The 14,504-nt window shown below is 64.8% G+C and carries 13 protein-coding genes; 7 read left to right on the top strand and 6 right to left on the bottom strand.

From position 1 onward, the window contains the following. The first annotated feature begins 9 nt into the window (after window positions 1–9). Window positions 10–801 (top strand): NAD(P)-binding domain-containing protein, encoded by a 792-nt coding sequence (locus AC1DFR_RS19940; RefSeq protein WP_476874287.1) that lies wholly within the window; start codon window positions 10–12, stop codon window positions 799–801. A 42-nt stretch (window positions 802–843) separates the two neighbouring features. Here the strand turns inward: AC1DFR_RS19940 and AC1DFR_RS19945 are convergent, their stop codons facing one another. From AC1DFR_RS19945 to AC1DFR_RS19955, 3 genes are all read right to left on the bottom strand, one after another. After that, the gene (locus AC1DFR_RS19945; RefSeq protein ID WP_476857355.1) at window positions 844–2,190 is read right to left on the bottom strand and encodes an MFS transporter; all 1,347 of its coding nucleotides are present in this window, start codon (window positions 2,188–2,190) and stop codon (window positions 844–846) included. Window positions 2,191–2,549: 359 nt separating this feature from the next. Further along, window positions 2,550–3,749 carry an acyl-CoA dehydrogenase family protein gene (locus AC1DFR_RS19950; protein ID WP_476874288.1) on the bottom strand — a complete coding sequence of 400 codons (1,200 nt, stop codon included), beginning with the start codon at window positions 3,747–3,749 and terminating at the stop codon, window positions 2,550–2,552. Then, complete coding sequence (locus AC1DFR_RS19955; protein ID WP_476874289.1) at window positions 3,749–4,996, bottom strand: CaiB/BaiF CoA transferase family protein; 1,248 nt, start codon at window positions 4,994–4,996, stop codon at window positions 3,749–3,751. Before AC1DFR_RS19955 ends, AC1DFR_RS19950 begins: the two co-directional genes overlap by 1 nt. Before the next feature lie 111 nt (window positions 4,997–5,107). On the opposite strand from AC1DFR_RS19955, the gene AC1DFR_RS19960 reads away from it, so the two are divergent. Further along, window positions 5,108–6,004: a LysR family transcriptional regulator gene (locus AC1DFR_RS19960; protein ID WP_476851123.1), complete on the top strand. Its 897-nt coding sequence runs from the start codon at window positions 5,108–5,110 to the stop codon at window positions 6,002–6,004. A 19-nt stretch (window positions 6,005–6,023) separates the two neighbouring features. On the opposite strand, the gene AC1DFR_RS19965 is transcribed toward AC1DFR_RS19960, so the two are convergent. Together AC1DFR_RS19965 and AC1DFR_RS19970 are read right to left on the bottom strand one after the other, a co-directional pair. Continuing rightward, window positions 6,024–7,883, bottom strand: coding sequence for a sigma-54-dependent Fis family transcriptional regulator (locus AC1DFR_RS19965; protein WP_476874290.1), 1,860 nt, complete (start codon window positions 7,881–7,883; stop codon window positions 6,024–6,026). 6 nt (window positions 7,884–7,889) lie between these two features. Then, on the bottom strand, window positions 7,890–8,966 hold the full coding sequence (locus AC1DFR_RS19970; RefSeq protein ID WP_476874291.1) for an alcohol dehydrogenase: 1,077 nt from the start codon (window positions 8,964–8,966) through the stop codon (window positions 7,890–7,892). 250 nt (window positions 8,967–9,216) lie between these two features. Between AC1DFR_RS19970 and AC1DFR_RS19975 the strand changes: the two genes are divergently transcribed. From AC1DFR_RS19975 to AC1DFR_RS19990, 4 genes are all read left to right on the top strand, one after another. After that, the gene (locus AC1DFR_RS19975; protein ID WP_476874292.1) at window positions 9,217–10,143 is read left to right on the top strand and encodes an alpha/beta hydrolase; all 927 of its coding nucleotides are present in this window, start codon (window positions 9,217–9,219) and stop codon (window positions 10,141–10,143) included. 49 nt (window positions 10,144–10,192) lie between these two features. Next, window positions 10,193–11,266: a flavin-containing monooxygenase gene (locus AC1DFR_RS19980; protein WP_476874293.1), complete on the top strand. Its 1,074-nt coding sequence runs from the start codon at window positions 10,193–10,195 to the stop codon at window positions 11,264–11,266. Then, window positions 11,263–11,835, top strand: a complete 573-nt coding sequence (locus AC1DFR_RS19985) for a hypothetical protein (protein WP_476874294.1) — start codon at window positions 11,263–11,265, stop codon at window positions 11,833–11,835. The genes AC1DFR_RS19980 and AC1DFR_RS19985 overlap by 4 nt, the downstream gene beginning before the upstream one ends. Window positions 11,836–12,141: 306 nt before the next feature. Then, a complete protein-coding gene (locus AC1DFR_RS19990) occupies window positions 12,142–12,981 on the top strand; it encodes an aminoglycoside phosphotransferase family protein (protein WP_476874296.1) in 840 nt (279 codons plus the stop codon). Here the strand turns inward: AC1DFR_RS19990 and AC1DFR_RS19995 are convergent. Next, entirely contained in the window at window positions 12,958–13,134 is a 177-nt protein-coding gene (locus AC1DFR_RS19995; protein WP_476851117.1) for a hypothetical protein, read from the bottom strand. The two genes, AC1DFR_RS19990 and AC1DFR_RS19995, sit on opposite strands and share 24 nt — an antisense overlap. Before the next feature lie 927 nt (window positions 13,135–14,061). Between AC1DFR_RS19995 and AC1DFR_RS20000 the strand changes: the two genes are divergently transcribed. Then, window positions 14,062–14,504 (top strand): DUF222 domain-containing protein (locus AC1DFR_RS20000; protein WP_476874295.1); only part of this gene is annotated, 443 nt, incomplete at its 3' end.

The following is a 14,504-nucleotide window of genomic DNA, read 5'->3' on the forward strand; positions in this document are numbered from 1 at the left end:
GGAACGCTCATGCATTTGGTAATAGGACTCGGACCCATCGGCGGAAACATCGGCGCACACCTCGCCGAGCTGGGAAAAGCGGTTTATGGCTACGACTTCAACCAGGACCGCATCCGCGAGTGGTCGGACGAGAACAAATCACCTGCCGGCAACGACCTCGCCGCGGTTGACTGGTCGTCGGTCGACAGCGTCCACATTGCGGTGCGGTTGGCCGACCAGGTCTCCTCCGTGTTCGAGGCCCTTAAAGACCATACCGAACGGCCGCTGACCGTCTTCGTCCACACCACGCTCGCACCCGCGGACGCCCGGAGGATTTTTGCGTCGGCTCCGGAGTCCTGGCGCGCGTTCGAAGCCCCGGTCTCAGGCGGCCCCCAGGGTGCACGCCACGGTTCGATGACCATCTTCCTCGCCGGCCCCGCCCCCACCGATGCCGAGGGCAGGCTGCTGGCTGTCATCTCCGGCCGCGTCTTCCGGATGCAGTCCTATGGCCAGCCGGCCTTGGTGAAACTCCTCAACAACGCCCTGGCTACCTACAACCTGGCCGCCACAGCTCGGATGCTCAACCTCGCAGCCGAACACGGAGTACCCGCCGGGGACCTCGTCGAGGTCATCGGCGTCTCCACTGGGCAGAGCTGGATGAGCGACAACCTCGTCGACGTCCAGTACGACCTGCTTCTCAAGGACGTCGGCCTGCTCCGCGGTGAACTCGGCTCACTCCCCACCGGAGACCTCAACGACGACGTCGAACAAGCGATCCTCCAGGCGCGTGCCCTGCTGGGCGCCGATCCCGGAAACGAGTGAGCCCAGGTGGGCCAGCCGGGGCTGGCTCACGTGGGAGCGGGGTCAGGCGGTCGTGACGGTGTCCAGTTGACGCACCTGGTCCGCCGCCCGGGGGCCACCGAGCAGTTCCGTCGGTGTCTTGGAGGTCTCGCGCAGCCCGATCACCGCGACCGCGGCAATGCCGGCGGCAACCGCGCCAAAGATTGCCACCGGAAGCCAGCCCGACGGGCCCGGCTTGAGGAGAATCGCCGCGACCATTGGGGCGAATCCGGCGAGGAGGTTGCCGAGCTGGTTGCTGACGGCCATGCCGGTGAACCGGACGGGTGCCGGGAATTGCTCGGCGAAGAACGATGTCCACACGCCGTTGTAGCAGCTGAAGAACAGCGTCATGTTGAGGAACGCGAAAATCGCGATCAGCACGATATCCGTCGTCGCGATCGCCCAAAGGTATCCGAAGATCGTGAGCGAACAGCCGGCAGAGGCGATCAGCATCGTCTTCTTGCGGCCGATGACGTCGGAGAGGTAGCCGGCCGCCGGGATGCCGACAATCGACAGCGCAATTGCGCCGGAGATGACCGCGAGCATCGCGCTCCGGTCCACCCCGACTGAGGTTGCGTACGAAAGGCTGAACACGGCGAACAGGGTCTGCATCGCTGCCATCAGTGATGCCCCGGCGACGCGGATGACCTTCCGCCAGTGGTACTTGAACACGTCGTTCAGCGGCAGCCTGCGAACTGCGCTTTCTTCCTTCGCCTCGGCGAACACCGGCGTTTCGTCGAGGTGGCTCCGCACGTAGTAAGTAATGACGACGACGACGGCGCTGAGCCAGAAGGGAATCCTCCAGCCCCAGCTGTAGAGTTCCCCGGCGGGCAGGAGCGCCACCGGCAGGAACACGATGGTGGCCAGCGAGCAGCCGACTGCGTAGCCGACCATAACGAAACTGGTGAAGAATCCACGGCGCCCGACGGGGGAGTGCTCGACGGTCAATGTCGAGGCTCCCGCCGACTCGGCCCCCGCGGAGAAGCCTTGCACGACGCGCAGGACCACCAGCAGTGCCGGGGCCAACAGGCCCACCTGGTCGTACGTCGGAAGACAGCCGATGGCGAAGGAGGCGATGCCCATCATGACGACCGTGGCCAGCATGACGCGTTTGCGGCCGATTCGATCGCCGAAGTGTCCCATCACCACCGCACCGACGGGCCGTGCCACGTAGCCCACTGCGAAGGTGGCGAACGATGCGATCAGCGCAACGGTGGGATCGCCGGATGGAAAGAACAGCACGTTGAAAACGAGGGCGGCCGCGGCGCCGTACACGAAAAAGTCGTAGTACTCCAGGGCGCTGCCGAGCAGCGCAGCTGTGGCCGCCCGCCGCGGTGTCATCGCGGGCCGCGAAGTCATTGGGTGTGTCATTTGTTTCTCCTTTGAAACAGGACTGTGGGTCTGAAGCAGGACTGTGGGTCGGCGCAACGCTGTCTCCGGTCTTCGCAAGCGACGGTGATGATGCGACAAGAAATGGGACGAGATTAGTGCGCAGCGCCTGGCGGCGTTGCGTCCGTGTGCCTGCTTCCACCGTAGGGGTGTGCGCTGCGTCACAGGTGTTTCGATGTGGAACAGTCGACGGAAGCTGCGCCGGTGGGGGAGCGGCCATGACCGAGGCAGGGAGCAGGGTGAGTGGCGCTGAGAGTCCGCAATGCGAAAGCACGGCCATCCAGTGCGGATGGCCGTGCTTTGTCTTGAGGAATGCAGTGTCTTTTGGGAATCGGAACCGCTCAGGAGAAGGCTGAGAGACCTGTGATTTCCCGTCCCAGGATCAGGGACTGGATGGAGTCGGTGCCTTCGTAGGTGTGGACAACTTCCATGTCGGTGAGGTGGCGGGCTACATGGTGTTCCAGCAGGATGCCATTGCCGCCGAACATGTCCCTGGCATCCCGGCAGAGCGTTCGTGCCTTGTCCCCGGTGAACATCTTGGCCAGGGAGGCCTGCTCGTTGCTGAGCCGGCCCTCGTCCTGAAGCGCCGCCGTGCGGAAGCAGATCAGCTGCATGGCCGTCAGGTCCGCGAGCATGTTGGCGAGTTTGTTCTGCACCAGCTGGTAGCTGGCAATTGGGTGGCCGAACTGGACGCGTTCCCGGGCGTACTTGACCGCCATCTCGTAGGCGGCGGTGGCGTGGCCAAGCGACTCCCAGGCCACGGTGCTGCGGGTTGTGTTGAGCACCGCTCCGACGTCGCGGAAGGACGTCGATTTTGCCAGCAGGTTTTCAGCGGGGATCCGCAGGCCCTCGATCTCGATCTGTGCCTGCTGGATGGCCCGCTTTGCCATCTTTCCCGTGATGGCCTCGGCGTGGTACCCGGCGGGGTAGGTGCCGTCGTCGTTCTTCTCCAGTACGAACGCCTTCACCTTTTGGTCCGCGGTGTCCCGGGCCCAGATGATGACGAGGTCCGCCACATGGCCCAGCCCGATCCAGCGCTTGGATCCGTTGATGACGTAGTTGTCACCGTCCAGCCGCGCGGAAGTCTCCAGTGCCACAGAGTCTGAGCCGTGCGCCGGTTCGGTCAACGCGAAGGCGCCCAGCTTTTCCAGTCTGGCCATCGGCGGCAGCCAGCGCTGCTTCTGCTCGTCGCTGCCGAGGAGGTTGATGCTGCCCATCGCCAGTCCGGAGTGGACCGCGTTGAAGGTGTTGATGCTGCCGTCACCGCGGGAGAGTTCCATGGCGACGAGTCCGGTCTGCAGCCGGGTCAGGCCAGGGCAGCCGTAGCCTTTGATCGCGGTGCCGATGATGCCCAGTTCAGCGAACTTTGGTACCAGCTGATAGGGGAAGTCCGCCTTCTCCCAGTATTCGTTGATGATGGGAGTGACGTCCTGCTCGACGAAGGAACGCACCCGGGCGATCAAGGCACGGTCGGCGTCGTTGAGGTAGTCGTCCAATCCATAGAAGTCGGAATTGACGGACATGTCCGTTGTGGTGGTCATCAGTGCTCCTCGGGGGATCGTGTGGGAGTACCGGCAAGGCTGCCGGCCGAAACTGCGTTATCCTCGCCGAGCCACGCGCGCACGAGCTCAGCGCCGCTGTCCAGACCGGGCGGGGTGAGGTCGTAGCTCACCGGGGTCTTGGAGAGCCGGATGGGGTTGCGCACGCCGGGCTGCGTGCTCCCGCCGTGCCCCACGGTCACGACGGGTTCCAAGCCGATCCGTTCCGCGAAGTCGATCCCGGCCCTCAGGTCCTGGATCGGCGCGCACGGGAGTTTGGCTTCGGTGAGGATGTCGAACCATTCGGAGGCGGTCCGGGTCGAGAGGCGCTCCAGCAGGAGCGGCCGCAGTTCCGTGCGGTTGGCGCTGCGCAGCGGCGCCTTCTCGAAGCGCGGATCCGTGGCCAGCTCCGGCCGGCCGATGGTGGCGCAGAGGGTGCGGTACTGGGAGTCGTTGCCGATCGCAATGACAAGCTGCCCCTCGCCGGTCTCGAATGGCTCGTAGGGGTAGATGCTGGGGTGCTCGTTGCCCAGCCTGGCCGGGACGGTCCCGCCCAGCACGACGGCCGCCGTCTGGTTCACCATGCCGGAGAGCGCGGAGGACATCAGGTTCATTTCCACCAGTTGGCCTTCCCCGATGCGGTCCCGGTGCCGGAGGGCTGCGAGGATGCCGATGCAGGCATGAAGGCCGGTGATGACGTCGAATACAGCAACCCCGGAACGGAACGGCCCGGTGTCCGGCGCTCCGGTGATGTCCATCAGTCCGGACAGGGCCTGGATCAGCAGGTCATAGCCGGGCAGCTGGGCGCCGCCGGCGGTCCCGAAACCCGTGATCGAGGCGTAGACAACGTCCTTGTTCGTGGCCGCGACGGTGTCGTAGTCCAGTCCGTAGCGCATCAGGTCACCCGGTTTGAAGTTTTCGACGACGACGTCGGCCCGTTCCGCGATGCGCTGGGCCGTCCGGCGGTCTTCCGGATCGCGCAGATCGAGCTTGATCGAGGTCTTGTTGCGGTTGATCGAGAGGAAATACGTCGAGTCATCCCCGCGGGTGGGCGGGCGCCATGCCCGGGTCTCGTCGCCGGCCGGGCTCTCAATCTTGATGACGGTCGCCCCGAGATCGGCCAGCAGCATGGTGCAGTATGGTCCGGCCAGCACCCTGCCGAAATCTGCGATGACGATGCCGCTAAGCGGGCCATCCGGACTGCGGCCGAATGCCGACGTCTCAGGGGTGGCGGAGTGTTGACTGTCCATCGATGGGCTCCTCGAATAGTGTTCTCTCCCTCCACCATGACGGAGGACATTGCTATCCGTCCAATACTTATTGATGGCCCTTTTGTTGCGTCAGGTGTAATAATCACATGCATGGAGATCCAACAGATCCGAGCCTTCCTGGCGGTGGCAGAAGAGCTGCACTTCGGCCGCGCGGCAGAAAAACTTCACATGGCGCAGCCTCCGGTCAGCCGCAGTATCCAGCAGCTGGAACGTGAGCTGGGAACCCGGCTGTTCGACCGAAGCACCCGCAGCGTCAAGCTGACAGGCGCCGGAGAGGCGTTCATAGGGCCGGCGACGGAGATCATCGATGCCACGCGCCGGGCGAGCATCGCGGTCCGTGCCGCGGACAAGGGCGAAGTCGGGCGCGTTCGGGTGGCCTACGCGGGCGCTTCCACCCATACCCTGGTGGGCCGGCTCGCCCGGGAGGTCCGGCGCGACCACCCGGGTATCCAGATCGAACTCTTCAGCCAGAATTTTGCGCAACCTGCCATGGACCGTGTCCTCAGCGGGGACATGGACATCGCCCTCGGTCGCTGGGACTACATTGCCGCCGGCATCGAAACGCGGCTGCTTGCGGCGGAGGACCTCGTCGTGGCCGTACCGGCAAGCCACCGTCTGGCCGATGCCGCCGAGGCCCGGATGGCAGACTTCCAGGGCGACGTATTTGTTTCGCTGCCGCCGCATGCAGGGGCCGTACTGAACGACCGGCTCCGCCGGCTCACGCACGCCGCCGGGTTCGAGCTCGACGTCGTCCAGATTGTCCCGGATTCCTGGACGGCTCTCTCGCTGGTGGCGGCGGAGGTGGGCTGTACCCTCACGCTGTCCTCGGTGGCCGAGTCGGTCACGGATCCCCATGTGCGTTTTGTGCAGCTGGTGGACGAGACCCTTCCGGTGGAGCTGCGCATGGCCTGGCGACGGGACAACTCCAGCCCCGCCTTGCGGGCGGTCCTGGAGTTGGCTGAGAGGATCCTGCCCGGCGCCGGATGACAGGCGCCGGATGACTGGGTCAGGTCGCCATGGACTCGGGTGTTTCGATCCCCAGTGCGCGCAGCTTCCGGTAGAGCGTGGTCCGGCCCATGCCCAAGGATTCCGCGGCGACCGAACGGTTCCCGTCGCTCTGTTCGAGTGCGGCCACGATCGCATCGCGCTCGAGGGATTCCAGTTTGGAGAGTTTCCGCCTGCCCGTGCTTCTGAGATGTTCCGGGAGGTCATTGGCCTGCACCACGCGTCCGGGATGTGCCCGCCCGAGTGATTCGAGGGTGGCGCGCAGCTCGGCGACATTGCCTGGCCAATGCCAGCGCATGAGCCCTTGCAGCGCCGCTGCGGAGAGCGTGGATCTGTCGGCCGGAGCTGCTGCGTCCAGAAAATGTGCCGCCAGTACCGGGATGCGTTCCTTGGTGGCGGAGAGGCTCGGCACATTCACACGTGCAGCGATCTGGGAAACCACTTCGGATACGAAGTCCGGGCATGCGTCCGGATTCATCGTCAAGACGAGCCGGGCTGGAGAGGGGCCGGCCGTGTCGCTGTACGGCGGTGTACCTGCGTGTGTGGCGCCTGCCGACGGCCCGGCCGGCTGTTGCCGCACCGCCACATCCAGCGCCTTCAGCCTGTTAAGCTCGCTCCGGGGAAGATCCTCCAGATGCCGCAGGACGACGCTCCGGCCTGCCGCGATCGCCTCGCGGCAGTCAGAGAACCAGGTGGCATCCTGTTCCCCTGGCAGCAGGCAGGCGTCGAGGATCAGCGGATTCGGGCCGGAGTCCTGCCCATTGAGCCAGGCGAGTGTGTGGTGAAGCTTGCCGGAGCCGCCCTGCCCGCAAACAGCAATCGCCCCGGACCCCTGACCTGCGCGATCGAAAGCATTCCGCATGATGTGCCCAAACGCCGCCCCGACGCCCCAAGAGCCGCCGTCGGCCACCCCAGGCTCGGCCCTGCCCGGACTGCTTGCGGCCTCCGGAACGCGGGAAAGCTCCAGGGCGAAGGCCGAGCTCCCGCCGGAATCGTCAATTCGCTGGACCGTGGCATCGACGTTCAGGGAGGGAATCTCGATGGTTTGCTTGGCGCCGGTCCACACGAGGCCGCGCAATTGTTCCCACAGGGTGGTGTGCAGTTCGCTGCTCATGACGGCCAGTCCGGAGACGTTGGTCATGACAGCCTGGGCGTCGAGCATGATGACCGGGGCCTTGGAGGAGCTCAAACGCAGTTGCGACATCCCCAGGGCGAGTCCCGTCGCGCTGCCGAGATCGAGCAGTCGGCGTTCGATCTGGCCGCCGGCTTCGCGGGCCATGGCCAGCATGAGCGCGTTGTCCAAAGCGGTGTCGCAGGCGAAGGAAATGGATCCGAGCACCCGGCGGGTGACCGGGTGCAGAATCGGGGCCCCTGAACACGACAGGGGTGCCAGTGCCTCGTTGAAATGCTCGGCTCCGCGGACAAAAACGGCCTGGCGTCCTTCGATGGGGGTGCCCAGCCCGTTCGTTCCCACGGAGCGCTCCGAGAAACTGAATCCTTCGGCGGCATTTGCCTCATCGAACCGATTGCCGTGCGTCCTGTCCCCGAGCCTGCGGGCGATGATCTGACCGGACTGGTCACTGAGGAACAGGGATATGCCCATGCCGTTGAGGCTCTCCAGCCAGTGATCCATCACGCTCTTGGCGGCCCGAATGAGGATTCCGTCCGGATCGAAGTCGTTGACGAAGAGGAATGCCTCGGGCCCTGCCGACGCCTCCACGCCGATAGAGCGGCGCCAGCTGTGCTCGATATCCGGGGAGACGATTTCCGTCAGTTGGGTCCCATTCAGCAGGCCACGGCGGATGAGTTGTTCCCGGGCAGCGCGGAGCGCATCATCGGGCACCTTCCTGGGGTTTTGCATGGCTGGTCAGCCCTGGGCTCCGTCTGCCGCACGCAGGACGACGCGTCCGGGCACGCCGCCGTGCGTCAGCTTGTCCAGGCTCTCGCCAACAGAGGCGGCGGAGAGCTCGGCGTCGATGATGGGGATGTGGGGAATGGCGTCCTGCTTGGCCAAGGCGATGAGCTGGTTCGGCTCGTCCGGGGTCCCCACGAAGCTGCCTTGGACGGTGAGCATCTTGAGGGCCATGAGCGCGGTGGGTACCGTCAGTTCGCCGCCGAAGAGCCCGACCTGGATCAACCGGCCGCCCTTGCGCAGGGAATCGAAGGCTACCGGCGCTGTTTGGCTGTTGTTCACGAAGTCAATGACGGCCGCCACGGGCCCGCCGCTGGCTGCAACGATTTTTGCGCTGAGGCCTTCGTCTGTGGACTGGACGGTGGTGGCTGCGCCAACCTGCCGCGCGAGCTCCAGGTTGCGTTCGGAAATGTCGACGGCGCAAATGGCCTGGTGCCCGAGCGCGCTCAGGGTGGCGATGGCGGTAAGTCCCACTCCGCCGGCGCCGATCACCACGACGGGTTCGTCGGGTCCGAGCGGAAGGACCTTGTTCACGGCGCTGAATGCCGTCAGCCCGGAGCAGGCCAGTGTCGCCGCCCAGCTGAGGTCCAGGCCCTCGATATCCACCAGGTACTTTTCGTCACGGACCAGGATCTGCTCGGCGTAGCCTCCGGGCTCCGCTACTCCGAGGTTGCGTCCGTTGGCGCAGACATTGTCGCGGCCGGCAAGGCAATCCCGGCACGTGCCGCAGCCAATCCAGGGATAGACCAGCCGGATGTCCCCGGGTTTGGTCCCGTGCACACGGTCGCCGACCTTCTCGACGACGCCGACGACTTCGTGCCCCATGACCAGCGGGTAAGTGACGCCCCGGTCCACCAGCTTCAACGCGCCGCGGCTGCCCAGATCGTACGAACCTTCACGAAGATGGGTGTCAGTGTGGCACACACCGGAACGGATGACCCTCAAGAGGACCTCGGTTCCTGTCGGCAGCGGATCCGGCAGTTCGATGTCCTGGATCTCTGGGCTGTCTTGGAAAACGGCAAAAGCATGCATGGTGACCTCGCATCGTTGCGCAGACTGTATTGATTCAAGAATGACACCAGTTCTGATAGGTATCCAATACTAAATCGCGGCCCCTTTGATGTCCTGAGCGCAACAATCAGGAGCCGCGTGAGTGTTCCAAAGTGGAACACTGAGCCGGCAGAAATGTGACCCACGCTATATGTAGCGGCAAACGCAGCCAACAACCGATCCATCCGTTCCCGGGCAACGCGGGGGCGCTCTCCATACGAAGGAGTATGAGATGACTATCTCGACCGAAGCAGCAGTGACTGAAACATCTCAGGCGACCGACCCCCTCCGCGACCTGTACGCGGACTGGTCGGAAATCATCGCCACCACGCCCAACCTGACGATGCGCCTGTTCCGGAGCATCTTCGACGAGTGGCACCAGCCTACGCGGGAGCCTGAGGCAGTCACCTACAAGGAAGACGTCGTCGGCGGTGTCCCCGGCATCTGGGCCTTCCCGGAAGGTGCCGACCGCACAAAGGTGCTGCTCTACACCCACGGCGGCGGCTTCGCCGTCGGCTCCGCGTCAAGCCACCGCAAGCTTGCCGGCCACGTTGCCAAGGCAATCGGCGTCGTCACCTTTGTCCTTGACTACCGGAGGGCGCCCGAGCACCCGCACCCCGCGCAGGTCGAAGACGGCGTGGCTGCCTTCAAGGCCCTCGTCGAGAGCGGCATCCACCCGCAGGACATCACCACCATTGGCGACTCCGCCGGTGGCAACCTTGCGGTTGCCATTCCCCTGGCCCTCAAAGAACAGGGAGAGCCGCTGCCCGGCCAGGTCATCGCCTTCTCACCCTGGCTGGACATGGAGAACAAGGGCGAAACGCTGATCACCAACGACGCATCGGACGCACTCATCTCCGTGCCCCTGCTCGAGGGCATGATCGCCGGCGTGCTGGGCGGGTCCGTCAGCCCGCAGAACCCGCTGGCCAACCCGCTCTACGCCGATTTCGCCGGGTTCCCGCGCCTGTACATCACCGCGGGCTCGTCCGAATCCCTCCTGGACAATGCCACCCGCCTGAACGCACTGGCGGAAGCCGCCGGCGTCGACGTGACGCTCTCCATCGGCGAAGGACAGCAGCACGTGTACCCGTTCCTGGCCGGCGACTCCGAGGTTGCCGACGCCGAACTCGCCCGTATTGCCGGCTGGTACAAGTACTGAACCCCGGCCACTTCACTACAAAGACCTGAAACACAAAGGAGTTTTCAACATGGCTGAAGAACAGGGGCAGACTGCCTCCACCACCCCCACCGCCGAATTCGACGCCGTCGTCGTGGGCGCTGGATTTGGCGGCATCTACATGCTGCACAAGTTGCGCAACGAACTGGGCCTCAACGTCCGCGCCTTCGACCGCGCCGGGGGTGTGGGCGGCACCTGGTACTGGAATCGTTACCCTGGTGCGTTGTCGGACACCGAGAGCTTCGTGTACCGCTACTCCTTCGACGACGAACTGCTGAAGGAATGGAACTGGACGCACAAGTACGTGACACAGCCCGAAATCCTCAGCTACCTCGAACACGTGGTTGACCGGTACGAGCTGCGCAAGGATATCCAGCTCAACACCGGGATCACGTCGGCACGGTACGACGAGTCCGCCGACCGCTGGGTCATCGGAACGGACGCAGGGGAGACCATCACGGCAAAGTACATCGTCAACGGCCTCGGTCTGCTCTCGGCCACCAATATCCCCAACATCCCGGGCATCGACTCGTTCGAGGGCAAGATCTATCATTCCGGCGCCTGGCCCGAAGGCGTGGACCTTACCGGCAAGCGCGTCGGCGTCATGGGCACCGGTTCCACCGGCCTGCAGATCATCACCGCCATCGCGCCCAAGGTCGGGCACCTCACCGTCTTCCAGCGCTCGCCGCAATACAGCGTCCCGGTCGGCAACACCACTGTCACGCCGGAGTACGTCGCATCCGTCAAGAAGGACTACCCCAAAATCTGGGAACAGGTCCGGGCCTCCGGCGTCGCCTTCGGATTCGAGGAGAGCACCGTTCCGGCCATGAGTGTGTCTGAAACGGACCGTCAGGCGGTCTTCCAGAAGGCCTGGGAAGAAGGCGGCGGATTCCGCTTCATGTTCAACACTTTCGGCGACATCGCCACGGACCGGGACGCCAACGAAGCCGCCGCATCCTTTGTCCGGGGCAAGATCGCCGAGATCGTCAAGGACCCGGAGACGGCCCGCAAGCTCACCCCGACCGACCTTACGCCAAGCGCCCCCTCTGCGACAGCGGCTACTACGCCACCTTCAACCGGGACAACGTTGAGCTGGTATCCGTGAAGGAGACGCCGATTCTCGAGCTGACACCAAAGGGCATCAGGACGTCCGACGGCGTTGAGCACGAGCTCGATGTGTTGATCTTCGCCACCGGCTTCGACGCCGTGGACGGTAACTACACGCGGATGGACATTCGTGGCCGCGGCGGCGAAACCATCCAGGACCACTGGAAGGAAGGCCCCACAAGCTACCTCGGCATCACCACCGCCGGATTCCCGAACATGTTCATGATCCTCGGACCGAACGGTCCCTTCACGAACCTGCCGCCGAGCATTGAGACCCAGGTCGAGTGGATCTCCCAACTGGTCAAGGACGCAGAAGCCGGCCAGATGGCCTCCGTGGAACCGACGGCCGAGGCCGAAGAAGCCTGGACCGAGACCTGCCAGGAGATCGCCGACATGACGCTCTTCCCGAAGGCCGATTCCTGGATCTTCGGTGCCAATATCCCCGGCAAGAAGAGGACGGTCATGTTCTACCTCGGCGGCCTCGGCAACTACCGGAACAAGCTCGCCGAAGTTCGCGAATCGGGCTACGAGGGCTTCGACCTGAAGGTACTCGCCCCGGCGGAGTAACCACAATCAAACGACAGCGACGGCGGCTGCCACACCTTGGGGGAGTGGTAGTCGCCGTTCTGCGATCCCATGGCGAAGCATTTGCCCATTGGTAGGCTTGGACGCTTCTATATTCGTCAAGCAGTGTTCCAGGTCCTGACGTGGGAGAAAGCATCTCCCATCTCGTCCTGACCACGCACTAGTAAGTGGGCTAACGTCAGCTGCATGACTATGCACGACGACCAGTTGCACATTGACGAGGACCTCGCTTGCCGACTGGTAGTCGAACAATTCCCAGGTTGGGGTCACGAGCGCATCAGCCGCGTCATGACGGACGGCACGGTCAACGCCATATTCAGAATCGGCGCCGATCTCACGGCACGTTTCCCGCTCCGATCCGCTGACCCAACTGACATAAGCGCTGAGCTCGTCCGGGAGGCAGCCGCAATGCGTGAATTGGCAACATGCTGTCCCGTCCCCACACCGGAGCCAGTGGCTTTGGGCCGTCCTGGTCACGGCTATCCGTTGCCGTGGTCTGTGCAAACGTGGTTACCCGGCGTCGTTGCAACACCCGATGGCTTGGCGCACTCGGAAGTGTTCACCCGTGACCTCGCCACCCTCGTTCATTCGCTTCGAGCCGCCGATGCGAGAGGCCGCCCTTTTACGGGATCCGGTCGTGGCGGCGACTTAAAGAACTCTGACGAGTGGATGGAAGTCTGTTTTCTTAAGAGCGATGGCCTGCTTCCGGTAGACCGGCTCCGTGCGCTCTGGTCAGAATTCCGGAGCCTGCCCTCTGCTGGCCCGGCGGTGATGACGCACGGGGATTTGATTCCCGGCAATCTCCTCGTCGGAGGCGACCGACTTCTTGGCGTCTTGGATGGTGGGGGTTTTGCTCCTGCCGATCCTTCCCTTGACCTTGTCGCAGCCTGGCACATGCTCGATAACGAAAGGCGGGCACTCTTACGCCGGGAGCTGGCGTCTAGTGACCTCGAGTGGAGGCGTGGAGCCGCCTGGGCGTTCCAGCAGGCAATGGGCCTGGTCTGGTACTACCGGGAAACGGTTCCAGGGATGAGCGCGCTCGGGCGGAGCACCTTGGCGCGCATCCTCAATGACCGAGAGTTTTCGGTTACTACCCCCACTGGTTCAGGTGCTGCTAGCCAGCACTAACCGGTGGTTGAGGGTTCGGTAGATCTGCCGGGTGATGTATCGCTTGAGGCTGCGGATGATCTCCTTCTTGGTGCGTCCTTGGCTTGTTCGTTTCGCGACGTAGTCTTTGGTGGCTGGGTAGCGGGTGACAGTCAGGGGTTTGCGGGCGTCCATGCCGAGTGGTCCTGGATGCGTACGCGTTCATCAAGGGCTGGCTGATCGCCACCTCGCTCTGGGTTGGCTTTCTGCTGCTCCTGGTTGCAGCACACTATGGCGTAGCCGCCGCGCTGGACGGAACCGATGCCGGCCACGTGTGGGGCTTTTTGGGCATGGTGGTTCTTTATGGCTTCGAGTTGCCCTGGTATTCGCGGCGCCACTGGCCTGTGTGTTGGCCTACCTACTGCGCCCGGTCCGGCAACAATGGATCCACATCAGAGCTTTTTTCGCGGTGCCCACCCTCGCGTTCTGGCTGCTGGGAAGCGTCCTGGGTCTCGGCCGGCAGCCCTGGCTGCTGATCCCATGGGCCACAGTTGGCGCAGCGGCAGCGATCGGCCGTTGGGCGGTCCGCAAAGACGTCCTTTCCTCGAATTCTGCTGCTGCCCCCGCCAGACCACCCGGTGCATGATTGGACTACGGGCACCGGGGGCGCCACACAACGCGGCGAAAAGACCGCCACCTACCGCTGCGGTTCACAAACGTGCCGGCTTCGTGCGGGCACCGTTTCGGTCGCATCAATATTGTCGGTGGCTCGTGATTTGCTTGGCGTATGGATCGCGGGACAGCGTGGAGTGCGGAGTTGAGTGCGGAGAGCGGGGCGGCCGTGGAGGCCGTCGCCGCCTCTGTTGCCGCGCTGGCTGCCTTGGCCGGCGCCGGCGTTGGGGCTGACGACGCCGGTGCGCCTGCTGCCGACCCGTTGGGAGACGGCGATCCGCTGCGGCGGCGGGCGGATGCCTGTCTGGACGGGCTGGCCGAGGTCGCGCGGATGGAGGCCCGGACCGCGGCATTGAGGGTGCGGGGGCCGCCGACTACGCGCAGGCAACCAGGTTCCTGGCGCCGCCGGCGCCGTCCCCGCGGGACCGTGCCGTTCAGGAGATGGCCCTGGTGGCTGAGGTTGCCTGTGTCCTGACCGTCAGCGAACGCACCGCAGCGGCCCTCCTCGCCGAAGCCCACGCCCTGACGACGGCGCTGCCGCTGACCCTGGCCGCCCTTGAGTCCGGCACGATCTCCTGGGCCCACGCCCGGATCATCGTGGACGAAACCGCGTCCCTGGATGCGGCCGGGGCGGCCGGGCTCGAAGCGCACTTCCTGGACCCCGAAGCACCGAACCCGGCCCGCGGCTGCCCGGCCGGGGAGCTCGTTCCGTCCCGGTTCCGAGCCAAGGCCCGCACCTGGCGCGAACGCCACCACCCGGCCGGCATCGAGGCACGCCACGCCACGAGCGCCGCGGACCGGCGGGTCGAGTACACCCCGGACCGGGACGGCATGGCCTGGCTCTCGGCCTATTTCCCGGCCGACACCGCCGCGGKGATCTGGGAACGGGCCAC

The organism is Arthrobacter sp. 05T410 (genome assembly GCF_056396505.1).

Coding starts and splice junctions, on each gene's coding strand:
- AC1DFR_RS19940 (WP_476874287.1), top strand. CDS start 10: ATGCATTTGGTAATAGGACTCGGACCCATCGGCGGAAACATCGGCGCA.
- AC1DFR_RS19945 (WP_476857355.1), bottom strand. CDS start 2,190: ATGACACACCCAATGACTTCGCGGCCCGCGATGACACCGCGGCGGGCG.
- AC1DFR_RS19950 (WP_476874288.1), bottom strand. CDS start 3,749: ATGACCACCACAACGGACATGTCCGTCAATTCCGACTTCTATGGATTG.
- AC1DFR_RS19955 (WP_476874289.1), bottom strand. CDS start 4,996: ATGGACAGTCAACACTCCGCCACCCCTGAGACGTCGGCATTCGGCCGC.
- AC1DFR_RS19960 (WP_476851123.1), top strand. CDS start 5,108: ATGGAGATCCAACAGATCCGAGCCTTCCTGGCGGTGGCAGAAGAGCTG.
- AC1DFR_RS19965 (WP_476874290.1), bottom strand. CDS start 7,883: ATGCAAAACCCCAGGAAGGTGCCCGATGATGCGCTCCGCGCTGCCCGG.
- AC1DFR_RS19970 (WP_476874291.1), bottom strand. CDS start 8,966: ATGCATGCTTTTGCCGTTTTCCAAGACAGCCCAGAGATCCAGGACATC.
- AC1DFR_RS19975 (WP_476874292.1), top strand. CDS start 9,217: ATGACTATCTCGACCGAAGCAGCAGTGACTGAAACATCTCAGGCGACC.
- AC1DFR_RS19980 (WP_476874293.1), top strand. CDS start 10,193: ATGGCTGAAGAACAGGGGCAGACTGCCTCCACCACCCCCACCGCCGAA.
- AC1DFR_RS19990 (WP_476874296.1), top strand. CDS start 12,142: ATGACGGACGGCACGGTCAACGCCATATTCAGAATCGGCGCCGATCTC.
- AC1DFR_RS19995 (WP_476851117.1), bottom strand. CDS start 13,134: ATGGACGCCCGCAAACCCCTGACTGTCACCCGCTACCCAGCCACCAAA.